Annotated in this window: 9 protein-coding genes, 1 tRNA gene and 1 other RNA gene; 4 read left to right on the forward strand and 7 right to left on the reverse strand. The window is 68.0% G+C overall.

Annotated elements, in window-relative coordinates; all coding sequences use genetic code 11:
- Positions 1 to 64 precede the first annotated feature (64 nt).
- Positions 65 to 2,053 (reverse strand): aconitate hydratase, encoded by a 1,989-nt coding sequence (locus J2754_RS11110; protein WP_211087480.1) that lies wholly within the window; start codon positions 2,051 to 2,053, stop codon positions 65 to 67.
- A 147-nt stretch (positions 2,054 to 2,200) separates the two neighbouring features.
- Here J2754_RS11110 and J2754_RS11115 point away from each other — a divergent pair, with 147 nt between their 5' ends.
- Positions 2,201 to 2,749, forward strand: coding sequence for a deoxyuridine 5'-triphosphate nucleotidohydrolase (locus J2754_RS11115; RefSeq protein ID WP_342590120.1), 549 nt, complete (start codon positions 2,201 to 2,203; stop codon positions 2,747 to 2,749).
- Positions 2,750 to 2,802: 53 nt separating this feature from the next.
- Here the strand turns inward: J2754_RS11115 and J2754_RS11120 are convergent.
- The 5 genes from J2754_RS11120 to J2754_RS11140 all read right to left on the reverse strand — a co-directional run bounded on the left by J2754_RS11120 (position 2,803) and on the right by J2754_RS11140 (position 7,338).
- Positions 2,803 to 2,875 (reverse strand) — tRNA-Arg (locus J2754_RS11120).
- A gap of 281 nt (positions 2,876 to 3,156) precedes the next feature.
- The gene (gene gnd, locus J2754_RS11125; protein ID WP_211087482.1) at positions 3,157 to 4,062 is read right to left on the reverse strand and encodes a phosphogluconate dehydrogenase (NAD(+)-dependent, decarboxylating); all 906 of its coding nucleotides are present in this window, start codon (positions 4,060 to 4,062) and stop codon (positions 3,157 to 3,159) included.
- A gap of 121 nt (positions 4,063 to 4,183) precedes the next feature.
- Positions 4,184 to 5,047 carry an ABC transporter ATP-binding protein gene (locus tag J2754_RS11130; RefSeq protein ID WP_188876353.1) on the reverse strand — a complete coding sequence of 288 codons (864 nt, stop codon included), beginning with the start codon at positions 5,045 to 5,047 and terminating at the stop codon, positions 4,184 to 4,186.
- 3 nt (positions 5,048 to 5,050) lie between these two features.
- Positions 5,051 to 6,154 (reverse strand): FecCD family ABC transporter permease, encoded by a 1,104-nt coding sequence (locus J2754_RS11135; RefSeq protein WP_188876351.1) that lies wholly within the window; start codon positions 6,152 to 6,154, stop codon positions 5,051 to 5,053.
- A 44-nt stretch (positions 6,155 to 6,198) separates the two neighbouring features.
- A complete protein-coding gene (locus J2754_RS11140) occupies positions 6,199 to 7,338 on the reverse strand; it encodes an ABC transporter substrate-binding protein (RefSeq protein ID WP_188876349.1) in 1,140 nt (379 codons plus the stop codon).
- A 185-nt stretch (positions 7,339 to 7,523) separates the two neighbouring features.
- Here J2754_RS11140 and J2754_RS11145 point away from each other — a divergent pair, with 185 nt between their 5' ends.
- The 3 genes from J2754_RS11145 to J2754_RS11155 all read left to right on the forward strand — a co-directional run bounded on the left by J2754_RS11145 (position 7,524) and on the right by J2754_RS11155 (position 12,124).
- Positions 7,524 to 10,172: a valine--tRNA ligase gene (locus tag J2754_RS11145; RefSeq protein ID WP_188876347.1), complete on the forward strand. Its 2,649-nt coding sequence runs from the start codon at positions 7,524 to 7,526 to the stop codon at positions 10,170 to 10,172.
- A gap of 275 nt (positions 10,173 to 10,447) precedes the next feature.
- Complete coding sequence (locus J2754_RS11150) at positions 10,448 to 10,873, forward strand: CBS domain-containing protein (RefSeq protein WP_188876345.1); 426 nt, start codon at positions 10,448 to 10,450, stop codon at positions 10,871 to 10,873.
- Between the two features lie 159 nt (positions 10,874 to 11,032).
- Positions 11,033 to 12,124 (forward strand): aminopeptidase, encoded by a 1,092-nt coding sequence (locus tag J2754_RS11155; RefSeq protein ID WP_188876343.1) that lies wholly within the window; start codon positions 11,033 to 11,035, stop codon positions 12,122 to 12,124.
- 128 nt (positions 12,125 to 12,252) lie between these two features.
- On the opposite strand, the gene rnpB is transcribed toward J2754_RS11155, so the two are convergent.
- An RNA gene (gene rnpB / locus J2754_RS11160) (RNase P RNA component) lies at positions 12,253 to 12,581 on the reverse strand.
- Between the last annotated feature and the right edge of the window lie 28 nt (positions 12,582 to 12,609).

Raw genomic sequence — 12,609 nt, forward strand, 5'->3', positions numbered from 1 at the left:
CTCGCGTGGCTGGCGGCGGTCGATCGCGCGAAGGAAGAGAGAGCGGGAGAGAGAATCGAGAGCGTTAGTCGTCCGCGGGCGTCGCGCCGCTGTCGCCCTCGCCGTACTGCTGCTTCGTGAGCGAGAGCTTCCCACCGGCGGCGAGGATACGGCGCTCGCGCTCGGAGGCGTCGAGGTAGCCCGTGGCCTCCCAGTCGCCGTTCACGCGGACCGTGAACTCCTCCTGGCCGGACTTGACCGCTTCCTCGACGTCGTCGACGATCTCGATGTCGTCGCCCTGCTCGATCTTCGCGTAGGTCTCCTCGTCGATGGTGAGCGGGAGGAGGCCGAAGTTGAACAGGTTGGCCTTGTGGATGCGGGCGAAGGACTGCGCGAGGACGCCCTCGATGCCGAGGTACATCGGGCAGAGCGCCGCGTGCTCACGCGAGGAGCCCTGACCGTAGTTCTCGCCGGCGACGAGGAAGCCGCCGTCGGACTGCTTCGCGCGCTCGGCGAACGTGTCGTCGACGCGCGAGAGCGTGAACTCGGAGAGCTTCGGGACGTTGGAGCGGAACTTCAGGATGTCCGACGTCGCCGGGATGATGTGGTCCGTGGTGATGTTGTCCTCCATCTTCAGGAGGGCTTCACCTTCGAGGTGGGCGTCGAGCGGGTCCTTCAGCGGGACGTCGCCGATGTTCGGGCCCTTGATGAGCTCGTCGTCGATGGCCTCCTCGGGCGCGATGATATCGGGGTCGTCCTGGCCCATGCCGGGGCTGTAGGAGTTACCCATCGTGAAGCCGGGCGCATCGAGGTCGCCGAGTTCGTCGGCGAGGTCGCGCGGGTCGACGATCTCGCCCTTGATCGCGGCGGCGGCCGCGACCTCCGGCGAGCAGAGGTAGACGGAGTCGTCCTCGATGCCGGAGCGACCCTCGAAGTTCCGGTTAAACGTCCGGAGGCTGACGGAGTCGGACGCCGGGACGTGGCCGATGCCGATACAGGCACCGCAGGTCGCCTCGGAGAAGTTGACGCCGGCGGCCATCATCTCGGCCGTCCAGCCCTCGCGGGCGAGCATCTCGGAGGCCTGCTTGGAGCCGGGCGCGACGATCATCTCGGTGTGCTTGGCGACCTCGCGGTCCTCGACCATCTTCGCGGCCGGGAGGATGTCCTCGTAGGCGCCGTTCGTACAGGAGCCGACCATGACCTGCTCGACGTCCACGCCCGCGACCTCGCGGACCGGGACGACGTTGTCGGGCATGGAGGGCTGTGCGATGAGCGGTTCGAGGTCGGAGAGGTCGATGGTGACCGTGTCCGCGTAGTCGGCGTCCTCGTCGGCCTGCAGCTCGACGTACTCGTCCTCGCGGCCGATGCGGGAGAGCCAGTCCTTCGTCTTCTCGTCCGTCTCGAAGATGGAGGACGTCGCACCGAGCTCGGTGCCGAGGTTCGTGATCGTGGTGCGCTCGGGGATGGTGAGGGACTCCGCGCCCTCGCCCGTGTACTCGAAGATCTTGCCGACGCCGCCCTTCACGGAGAGGCGACGGAGCATCTCGAGCGCGATGTCCTTCGCGGTCGCCCACTCGGGGAGCTCGCCCTCGAGCTGGACGTTGACGATCTCCGGCACCTCGACGTAGTAGGGGCCGCCGCCCATCGCGACGGCGATGTCGAGGCCACCCGCGCCGATGGCGAGCTCGCCGAGGCCGCCGGGCGTCGGCGTGTGGCTGTCGGACCCGAGGAGGGTCTTGCCGGGCGCGGCGAAGTTCTCCTTGTGGACCTGGTGGCAGATGCCGTTCCCGGGCCGGGAGAAGTACGCCCCGTACGTTCCCGCCGCGGAGCGGAGGAAGCGGTGGTCGTCCGTGTTCTTGAAGTCGAACTGGTAGGTCTGGTGGTCGCAGTACTGCGCGGCGAGCTCCGTCTGCACTTCGTCGAGCTCGAGCGCCTCGAACTGCAGCCAGACCATCGTCCCCGTTGTGTCCTGCGTGAGGACCTGGTCAATCTCGATACCGATCTCCTCACCGGTTTCGAGTTCCCCTTCGACGAGGTGGTCGTCGAGGATTTTCTCCGTCAGCGTTTGTCCCATAGCACCGGGAAGTCGGGATCCGACGACTATAAATCCCGCGTGTTTGCCCATCCCGAAAACACCCGCGAAAACCGGCGCTCGCCGGTGATTCGACCGAGTACGACAGATCAGGAGAACGGCGACTATCGGGTGCGAGACGCGTTCTTCGTGGTATTTCGTGATAGAGCCGTTCGACGGGAAATCGACAGACAGTTACCCTCTCTCTCGACAGAGAACGACATGTTCGAGAGCGGGGCGTACGTCGCAGACGCGCTCGGCGACGTCGCGGACGAACAGGTCCAACCGAACGGCGTCGACCTCACGCTCGCGCGCGTCGAGCGACAGCGCGAACCGGGGCGCATCACGACGGAAGGCAAGACGATCGGCGAGCGCACTCGCGTCGCCACCGTCGAGCGCGACGGCCGCGACTGCTACGCGCTCGACCCGGGCTACTACGTCGCCGGGTACGCGGAGACCGTCCGCGTCCCGGAGGGCCACGTCGGCTACGTCTATCCGCGTTCGAGTCTCATGCGCAACTCCTGTATGCTCCACACCGCCGTCTGGGACGCCGGCTACGAAGGCAAGGGGGAAGGCCTCCTCGAAGTCGGTCACCCCATCGAAATCGAGAAGGGAGCCCGGTTCGCGCAGTTCGTCCTCGCCGACGCGAACCACGAGGGCGAGTACGACGGGAGCTATCAGGGCGAAGGCGTCGAGTGAACGGGAGGTGAGAACGAACGGGTCGTTTCCGGCCCGGGACGCCCGCGAGGAAGCGGGCGCGAAGGGATTTGAACCCTCGGCATCTTGGTCCGGAACCAAGTGCTCTGTCCACTGAGCTACGCGCCCTCATCACCCGGTAGTCGGAGCGGGGGTAAAACGGTTGTGAAGCGTGCGGGCGCGTCGGCACGGGCGTTCAAACGGGAGAGCGCGACAACCCCGACGCATGACGTAACGCTGGGCAGGGGCCGGAGAGCGAAACCGGCGGCGAACCGGTCCGTGCGCGCCCCCGCCACCTGCACGCCACACGGCCGGCAGTCACGACTGTTGCACACTGTTGTTCGCTCACCCGCTGCGCGCGACCGCGTGTTTCACGGTTCCTTTTTCGCGTTCAGCCGATGACGTCGCTCTCACTCGCTTCGCTCGGTACGGGCGACGTCGTGCCGTCCGAAGCCGTAGCGGAGCCGGTTGGCGAGCCGCCGCGAGAACTTCGCGCCGGTGCGCGAGTCGAAGCGCTCGCCGAGCGCCTCGTAGATGAGCGGGATCGCCACCTCCTGTTCGAGCGACTCCTGCACCGTCCACGTGCCCGTCGAGCCGCCCGCAACGTGATCGGCGACGGTCCCGAGGTCGCTCCCCTCCTCGCGGAAGGCCTCCTCACAGAGTTCGAGGAGCCACGAGCGGATGACCGCGCCGTTGTTCCACGTCCGCGCGACGGCCTCCAGATCGAGATCGTAGCGGCCCTCGTGGAGGAGCTCGAACCCTTCACCGTACGTCTGCATGAGCGCGTACTCGACGCCGTTGTGCACCATCTTCACGTAGTGGCCGCTCCCGGCGGGACCCATGCGGTCGTGGCCGGCGGGCCCGGTGGCGACGGCGTCGAAGACGGGGACGAGCTCGTCGTACGCCCACTGCGGGCCGCCGACCATCAGGCTGAAGCCGAGTTCCGCACCGGCGGGGCCGCCCGACGTCCCGCAGTCGAGGTACGCGGCGTCGACGGCCTCAGCGCGGCGCGTCGAGTCCTCGAAGTGGGAGTTCCCCCCGTCGACCACGATGTCGTCCGCATCGAGGTGCGGGTCGAGTTCCTCGAGCGCGGCGTCCACGGGGTCGCCCGCTGGCACCATCAGCCAGATGCGGTTCTCCGTGCCGAGCTGGTCCGCGACGGCCGCGATGCTGTTCGCGGGCGTCGCGCCCGCGTCCGCCGCGTCCGCGACCGCGTCCTCGTCGATGTCGAACGCGACCACGTCGTGGCCCGCGTCGAGGACTCGATCGACGACGATGCGCCCCATCCGACCCAGACCAATGACGCCGAGTTCCATACGCGTGCGTTCCCGGGCGCGACCGTAGGGGTTGCGGTTCCGCGAGAAAAGTCAAAAACACGGTGAGCATCCGTGTGAGGGTGCGCGTCGGTTCAGTACGTCCCGCGGGGTCGCGGGGTACTCACTCCAGGGCGCGCTTGGGGACGATCCGGGGCTCCGCACCGTACTCGACGACCGCCTCGACGCCGAAGACCTCGGCGAGGAGCGCCTCGGTCACGACGTCCTCGGGGCGTCCCCAGTCGTAGATGTCGCCGTCGCGCAGGGCGACGAGGTAGTCCGCGAAGCGCGCGGCCTGCGTGAGGTCGTGGAGGACGATACAGACGGTGACGCCGCGTTCCTCGTTGAGCGTCCGGATGACTTCCATCACCTGCAGTTGATGGCGGAGGTCGAGGTACGTGGTGGGTTCGTCGAGAAGGAGCGTGTCCGTCTCTTGGGCGAGCGCCATGGCGATGCGGACGAGCTGGCGCTGCCCGCCGCTGAGGCTGCTGACGTCCTTCTCGCGGAGGTGCTCGATCCCCGAGAGGGAGATCGCGCGCTCGATCGCCTCGCGGTCGTCCTCGGTCTGGCCTTCGAGGAACCCCTTGTACGGGTATCGGCCGTGGCCGACGAGCTCCTCGACGGTGATCCCGTCGGGGGTCGCGCCGTGCTGGGAGAGCATCCCGAGTTCGCGGGCGAACTCCTTCGAGCCGAACTCCGCGATCTCGCGGCCGTCGATGAGGACGTCGCCCGTCTCGGCGTCGAGGTGCCGGGCGAGCGCCTTCAGGAGAGTGCTCTTTCCGCTGCCGTTCGGGCCGACGAGCGCCGTCACTTCGCCCTCGGGGACGACGAGGGTCTCGGTGTCGACGACGGGCTCTTCGAGGCCGGGGTAGCCGACGCGGAGGTCCGTCGCGTGGATCTTCTGCTCCGAGTCCGAATCGTGTCCGCGCGGGTCGTCAGCCGTCTCGGTGCGATCGGTCGTCTCGGTCGTGGTGTCTGTGTGGGACATGGGTTAGAACTCGCTGAAGTCGCCGTGTCGGCGCATCAAGTAGAGGAAGTACGGCCCGCCGATGACGCCGGTGACGATCCCGACGGGAATCTGGATCGGCATGAGCGCCAAGCGCGCGACGACGTCGGCGACGAGGACGAGCGCGGGCCCGAGGAAGAGCGAGCCGAGGACGAGGCGTCGGTAGTCGCTCCCGACGGCGGTTCGGACGGCGTGCGGGACGACGAGGCCGACGAATCCGACGAGGCCGGCGACGGCGACCGCGGTCGCGGCGGCGAGGATGGCGAGCGCCGAGAGGCCGAACCGGACGTACTCGACCGGCATCCCGAGCGAGCGCGCCGTCTCCTCGCCGAGCAGGAGGACGTTGAGGTGGCGGGAGGCGAGGAGCAGGATCGGAACGACGAGGAGCGTCGGGACGATGGCGAGGCGGAACTGCGACCATCCGACGCCGGTGAGCGACCCCGTCGTCCACGCGATCGCGGTCTTCACCACCGCGGTGCTGTCGAGGAAGTAGAAGAGACCGGTCTGCAGGGACTGGAAGACGGTGGCGACGACGACCCCCGCGAGCACGAGGCGGACGGGGTTCGTCCCGCCCTGCCACGCGATAGCGTAGACGATCGCGAAGGCGACGAGCCCGCCGATCGCGGCGGCGAACGGGAGGACGTACGACGCGCCCGCGAAGAAGACGAGCGTGACGAGCACGGCGAGGCCCGCCCCGCCGCTGACGCCGAGGATGTACGGGCTGGCGAGTTCGTTGCGGGTCACGGCCTGAAAGACGGCCCCGGAGATCGAGAGGTTCACGCCCACGAGCGCCGCGATGAAGACCCGGGGCATCCGGAGGCTCCAGACGATGACCGCGGACCGGGAGAGCCGATCCGGGAAGTCGCTCCCGGTAAGGATCGCGGCCCAGACGTCGGCGTCGAAGAGGATACGGGGGTCCGTGAGAACGTCGAACGTCGTGCCGAACGGCGTCGGGTACGACCCCTGAGAAACTTGGACGAACGCGGCGACGAAGGCGACGACGACGCTTCCCACGACGAGGGATGCCAACCGTCGATCGCGAGAGTCGAGTCGGGCGTATGCCTTCACCGACCGCGACGACACGTCCATCACTCCCATTTCATTTAGGGCCACCTAAATCTATTGCGATACGCTCAGAGCGACCCGGCGACGATGTCGGCGACGCGCCCGCGATCGAAGAGCTCCTCCTCGCGCCCGTAGAGCTGGCGCGCGCCGCGCTCCGTGAGCACGAGGTTGCTGATCGGGCCCTGGTAGAGCGGGCCGCCGCGGTAGACGTCGCCGTTCTTCACGGCGGTGAGCTCGCTCGCCGTCTCGTGGTCTTCCATGAAGGCGACGACGGTGTCCTCGAACTCGGCGGCGCTCTCGTCCTCGTGGCCGCGCAGGAGGAGGTAGTCGGGATCGACTTTGAGGAGGGTCTCGTAGTCGACTTCGCCGCGGCCGGAGTGGAAGTCCTGGACGTCGGTTTCGGCGAGCGCGTCGCGGACGTTCAGGTCGCGCCACTGCTTGTAGCTCGTGCCGTCGCCGACGAGGTACGGGTAGAAGGAGGTCGGGTCGCTCGACGTCGGCCAGAGGATGGCGACGCGCGGGCGCTCCGACTCGCTCGTCGGGACGAAGTCGAGGTTCGACTGGACGTCCGCGTGGAGGCTCGCGAAGGCCTCGTAGCGGTCGGTGCGCTGGAAGAGCTGTGCGACCTTCTCGAAGGCCTCGTAGAGCGTGTAGTACTGGTAGCTCTCGTGCCAGGAGTAGGTCCGGGAGAAGCTGGCGTTCCCGAAGAACGGGGCGACGTTCTCCGCGACCTCGTCGACGTCGGCCTCCGACCAGCCCTTGAAGCGGTTCATCAGGAAGTTCGGGTCCTGCACGTGGACGTCGGCGTCGAGCGCGTAGTAGCGCTCCTTCGACACGCCGTCCTGGTAGAGCGAGATCGTATCGCTCTTGTCTACCGAGACGCCGTCGATCGCGTCGTAGTAGTCCGTGTGCCAGCGGTTGGCGAGCCAGAGACCCGCGGGCGCGTCGAGGCCGAGCGCGACGCCCATGTCGGCGTAGCTCCCGTTGTTGGCCACCCACGTTTCGGGGACGGCATCGAACGTCACGTCGCCCATGGGCGCCATCGAGACGGTGTAGGGGCCGGTCGACGACGACGTGGGTTCCGTCGTGCTCGTGGTGTCGGTTCCGGTCGTGTTCGCGGTGTTCCCGCCGTCGCCGGTTCCGGTGCAGCCCGCGAGCGCCGTTCCGATCGCCGCGCCACCGACGCCGATGAAGGATCGCCTGTGCATACTTTTTAGGTTGGCCTAAAACACAAAAAGACATCGGTCCGGTGTCGGTCGGGACGGGAACCTTTTTACGGAGCGCTTCCGTCGATTTTGGCATGCGCGTCGCTGTCGCCGTAGTACGTCGGTAGAGGCCGACTCGTTTCTGGCGCGCATCGAAACGCTACACCGACAGCGACGACTTCAGAGACATGACCCAGGTGCCCGACGACTACGATCCCGCGGAACTCGAACCGCGACTCCAGCAGCGCTGGCTGGACGAGGAGACCTACCGCTTCGACGGCGACGCCAACGACCCCGACACCGCCTACGTCGTCGACACGCCACCCCCCTACCCGACGGGCGAACTCCACATCGGCCACGCCCTCAACTGGTCGTACATGGACTTCGCCGCGCGCTTCCACCGCCTCCAAGGCGACGACGTCCTCTTCCCGCAGGGGTGGGACTGCCACGGCCTCCCCACCGAGGTGAAGGTCGAGGAGAACGAGGGCATCCAGCGCACGGACGTCCCGCGCGACGAGTTCCGCGAGATGTGCGTCGAGCACACCCGCCACCAGATCGCCTCGATGAAGGAGACGATGCGGGAGCTCGGCTTCAGTCAGGACTGGGACGCCGAGTTCCGCACGATGGACCCCGACTACTGGGGGAAGACCCAGGAGTCCTTCGTCGAGATGGCGAACGACGACCTCGTCTACCGCGACGAGCACCCCGTCAACTGGTGTCCGCGCTGTGGCACCGCCATCGCCGACGCCGAAGTCGAACCAATCGAGCGCGAGGGGACCCTCCACTACGTCACCTTCCCCGGCGTCGACAACGACGACATCGAGATCGCGACCACGCGCCCCGAACTGATGGCGGCCTGCGTCGCGATGGCCGTCCACCCCGACGACGAGCGCTACGACGGCCGCGAGGACGACACCTTCGAGGTGCCGCTCTTCGGCCACGAGGTCGAACTCATCGAGGACGAGGACGTCGACCAAGAGTTCGGAAGCGGCGCCGTCATGGTCTGTACGTTCGGGGACAAACAGGACGTGACGTGGTGGGCCGAGCACGACCTCGACCTGCGCGCCGTCTTCACCGAGGACGGGCACCTCACCGAGGACGCCGGCGACTACGCCGGCCTCACCATCGACGAGGCGAAAGAAGCCGTCGCCGAGGACCTCGACGCCGAGGGTTACCTCAACGACACCGAGCCCACCGAGCAGTCCGTGGGCGCGTGCTGGCGGTGTGATACGCCGATCGAGATCCTCTCGAAGGAGCAGTGGTTCGTCGAGGTCGACAAGGAGGCCATCCTCGAACGGGCCGAGGAGGTCGAGTGGATCCCCGAGCACATGCGACAGCGCCTCGTCGAGTGGACGGAGGGGATGGACTGGGACTGGGTCATCAGTCGCCAGCGCGTCTTCGCCACGCCCATCCCGGCGTGGGAGTGCGATTCTTGTGGGTATTGGCACATCGCCGCGGGCGAGGAGACGCCCGTCGACCCCACGGAGGAGCCGCCCGCAGTCGACGACTGTCCCGAGTGCGGCGGCGAGTCGTGGACCGGCGAGACCGACGTCATGGACACGTGGATGGACTCCTCCATCACGCCCCTGCACGTCTCCGGGTGGCCCGAGAACATCGACCTCGAGGAGTTCGAGCCCGTCAGCCTCCGGCCGCAGGGCCACGACATCATCCGCACGTGGGCGTTCTACACGCTCTTGCGCACCGGCGAACTCACCGACGAGAAGCCGTGGGAGAACGTCCTCATCAACGGCATGGTGTTCGGCCCCGACGGCAACAAGATGAGCAAGAGCCGGGGGAACACCGTCAGCCCCGAGGAGGCTGTGGAGGAGTACAGCGCGGACGCCGCCCGGCAGGCGCTCGCGCTCGGCGGCCAGCCCGGCAGCGACGTCCAGTTCCAGTGGAAAGAAGTCAAATCGGCGAGTCGCTTCCTCACGAAGCTTTGGAACATCGTCAAGTTCGCGAGCGGGCACTTCGACGAGGACACGCCCGACATCTCGGACCCCGCCTACCGCGACGCGGACAGTTGGATCCGCTCGAAGGCGACGCGCGTCGCCGGCGACGTCGAGGCCGAGATGGAGGCCTACCGCTTCGACGCCGCCCTCCGCGAGCTCCGGGAGTTCGCGTGGAACGACCTCGCGGACGACTACGTCGAGCTCGCGAAGGGCCGACTGTACAACGGCCGGCCGGGCGAGCGCGACGCCGCGCGTAAGACGCTCTACGACGTCGTCTCCGCCGTCACGCGGATGCTCGCGCCATTCAGCCCGCACCTCGCCGACGAGATCTGGCGCTACCTCCCCGGCACCGAGGGGAGCGTCCACACCGCCGAGTGGCCCGCCCTCGACGCCTACGACGAGGACGCCGAGGCCCGCGGCGACGTCATCGCCGAGGCCGTCCGGGAGATCCGCGCGTGGAAGTCCGCCAACGGCTACCCGCTCAACGCCGACCTCGACGACGTCGAACTCTACTTCGATCCGGGAACCGTCGTCGAGAACGTCGACACGTACGACCTCTCCGAGACCGTCAACGCGCCCGTTCGGGTCCGCGAGGGGCGTCCGAGCGTCGAGCTCGTCCCCGTCGACGTCGACGGCGACGACGCGGAGATCGGCCCCGAATTCCGCAGCGAGGCCGGGATCGTCCTCCAGGCCCTGAACGAGGCCGACCCCGAGGTCATCCAGGCGCAGAAGAACTCCGGCGACACCGTCACCCTCACCGCGGACGGCGAGGAGTACGAGCTCGACGCCGACTGGGTCACCGTCGAGGAGGAGTACCGCGCGGAAGACGGCGCGGAGGTCGCCGTCGTCGAGACCGAGTTCGGCACCGTCCTCGTCTACCCCTGAACCTTTTGCAGCGCTTGGCCGCGCGAAACGCGGCCAGCGCTTGCAAAAGCTTCACCAAAATGTCCGTCAGACCCCCTCCGACGGAGGGGGTCTTCGGACCTCGCCCTTCGGGCGAGTGAACCGGCGACCTACCGGGCTCTACCGAGCCACTCGGTCGCCGGACGCTAACTCGGTAGTTCGTTCGGTACGATTTGGGCGTGCTCGAACGACGCGCGAGACAAAGGGGAAACCGACCGGCCACCGTTTTTACTTACCAGCCGCTTCGCGTTCCGGGTATGGCTCAGAGTCAGTCGCTTCCCGTCCGAGACGTGTCGGAAGAGGTCGTGAGTATCCCCGCGAGCGCGTCGCTCGATCAGGCCGCGGAGACGATGGCCGCGCACGGCGTCGGCTTCCTCGTCGTCACCGAGGACGGAGGGGCCGTGGGCGCGCTGACGGATCGAACGCTCGCGCTCTCGCTGCGCGAGCAGGTCATCCCGGAGTCGACGACGGTGGCGGAGCTCGCGACGGACGAACTCGTGACTATCGAGCGAGGCATGGACGTCCTCCGGATCGTCGAGCGGATGAAACTAGAAGAGGTCCGACGCGTCGTCGTCGTGGACGACGACGAGGAGCCGACAGGCGTCGTCTCGCTCGACGACGTGCTCGTCCTCCTCGGCGAGGAGATGGGTGATATCGCGGACCTGCTCGAAGCGCAGGTCTGAGACGCCCCCCGAAGAGATGGGCGACATCCACGAATCGTGTTCGATTCGTGGGCCAGTCGGACGCGGACGCGTCCGACGCTGTCGCGGACCTGCTCGAAGCGCAGGTCTGAACGGAGCCGAGCGGTCGGCTTTTTCTCTCGCCCGTGCGACGACGCGGGTATGGACGAACGCGTTCGGGAACACGCACGGACCCTGATCGACTGGAGCGCGCGGATCGAGGCGGGCGACGACGTCGTCGTCCGCGTCGGGCCGGACGCTCACGAGCTCGCGGTGGCGGTCGCCGAGGAGCTCGGGAAGCGCGACGCGAACGTCGTGACGACGTACGCCTCGGGCGAGATCACGCGGGCGTACCTCCGCGCGCACGAGGGGGACTTCGAGGTGGATCCCGAGTACGAGCGCGCGCTGCTCGAAAACGCGGACGCGGTGTTGACGCTCGGCGGCGGACGGAACACGGCGGCGACAGCGGACGTTCCCGGGGAGCGTCGGCAGGCGTACGACCGGGCCCGACGGGAGATCCGAAAGGCGCGTCTCGACACGAAGTGGGTGTTGACGGAGCATCCGACGCGCTCGCTCGCCCAGCAGGCCGGGATGAGCTACGAGGCGTATCAGCGGTTCGTCTACGACGCGATCAACCGCGACTGGGAGGCGCAAGCGGAGAAGCAGGCGAAGGTGGCGGAGGTGCTCAACGACGCGAGCGAGGTCCGACTCGTCTCCGGGACGGAGACGGACCTGACGATGTCGGTCGAGGGCCGCGTCGCGGTGAACTCGGCGGCGAGCGTCGACTACGACTCGCACAATCTCCCGTCCGGCGAGGTGTTCACCGCGCCGCACGCGACGGAGGGCGAGGTGTGCTTCGACGTCCCGATGACGATCAACGGGCGGCGTGTGGCGGACGTCGCCCTCCGGTTCGAGGACGGCGAGGTCGTCGACTACACCGCGGCGCAGGGCGAGGACGCCATCACCGAGGTGGTGGAGACCGACGACGGCGCGCGCCGACTGGGCGAGCTCGGGATCGGGATGAACCGCGGGATCGACCGCGTGACGGACAACATCCTCTTCGACGAGAAGATGGGCGAGACCGTGCACCTCGCGCTCGGCCGCGCGTACGCCTCGAACTTCCCGGAGGGCCGCGAGGACGAGGCGAACGAGTCGGCGGTGCACGTCGACCTCATCACGGACGTGAGCGAGAACTCGCGCATCGTGGTGGACGGCGAGGCGATCCAGGAGGACGGGCGGTTCTGGTTCGAGTAGGGCGGGTCCTCGCTCACGCTCGGAACCGCCGAAGACCGGACGGGAGAGCCGCCGACACGTGAGGAGTAGCGCTCGCCACGCGGCGCGAGTTACCGAACGGCGCGGCCGCTCGCGGGGACGGTGGAGTGAGCTGCGGGGAGTAAGCCCCCTTCTGTTCGGCCCGGCATTCGGCTGAGCGTCCGCGCGGCACGTCGGGCTACCTTCCTGTGCGCGGACTTGCACCGGCGAGGGTGGCCGTTCCATCGCTCCTCCGCCCTCATTCCTCGGTGGGTTCACTCCCCGCGGCTTCGCGTCGCCGCGGGTTCGCACACCGCATCGGTCGGACGGAGACGTGTCGTCTCTGTTCCAGTGCCGACGGTCTCCCGCCCCGGGCGTGTGCCCGGTCGCCTGCCCGACAGGTGGGGGGACTTTCCTCATGCACGCGGCGTGCGCGCACGGGGGCCGGGCTCCCGCGACTCGATCGAGTCTAGCGCCGGGACGACGTT

It is taken from the genome of Halarchaeum nitratireducens (genome assembly GCF_017874695.1).
Lineage (GTDB): Archaea > Halobacteriota > Halobacteria > Halobacteriales > Halobacteriaceae > Halarchaeum > Halarchaeum nitratireducens.

Excerpts from the sequence above, each read along its gene's own strand:
- J2754_RS11110 (WP_211087480.1), bottom strand. The coding sequence starts at position 2,053 with ATGGGACAAACGCTGACGGAGAAAATCCTCGACGACCACCTCGTCGAA.
- J2754_RS11135 (WP_188876351.1), bottom strand. The coding sequence starts at position 6,154 with ATGGACGTGTCGTCGCGGTCGGTGAAGGCATACGCCCGACTCGACTCT.
- gnd (WP_211087482.1), bottom strand. The coding sequence starts at position 4,062 with ATGGAACTCGGCGTCATTGGTCTGGGTCGGATGGGGCGCATCGTCGTC.
- J2754_RS11145 (WP_188876347.1), top strand. The coding sequence starts at position 7,524 with ATGACCCAGGTGCCCGACGACTACGATCCCGCGGAACTCGAACCGCGA.
- J2754_RS11150 (WP_188876345.1), top strand. The coding sequence starts at position 10,448 with ATGGCTCAGAGTCAGTCGCTTCCCGTCCGAGACGTGTCGGAAGAGGTC.
- J2754_RS11155 (WP_188876343.1), top strand. The coding sequence starts at position 11,033 with ATGGACGAACGCGTTCGGGAACACGCACGGACCCTGATCGACTGGAGC.
- J2754_RS11140 (WP_188876349.1), bottom strand. The coding sequence starts at position 7,338 with ATGCACAGGCGATCCTTCATCGGCGTCGGTGGCGCGGCGATCGGAACG.
- J2754_RS11130 (WP_188876353.1), bottom strand. The coding sequence starts at position 5,047 with ATGTCCCACACAGACACCACGACCGAGACGACCGATCGCACCGAGACG.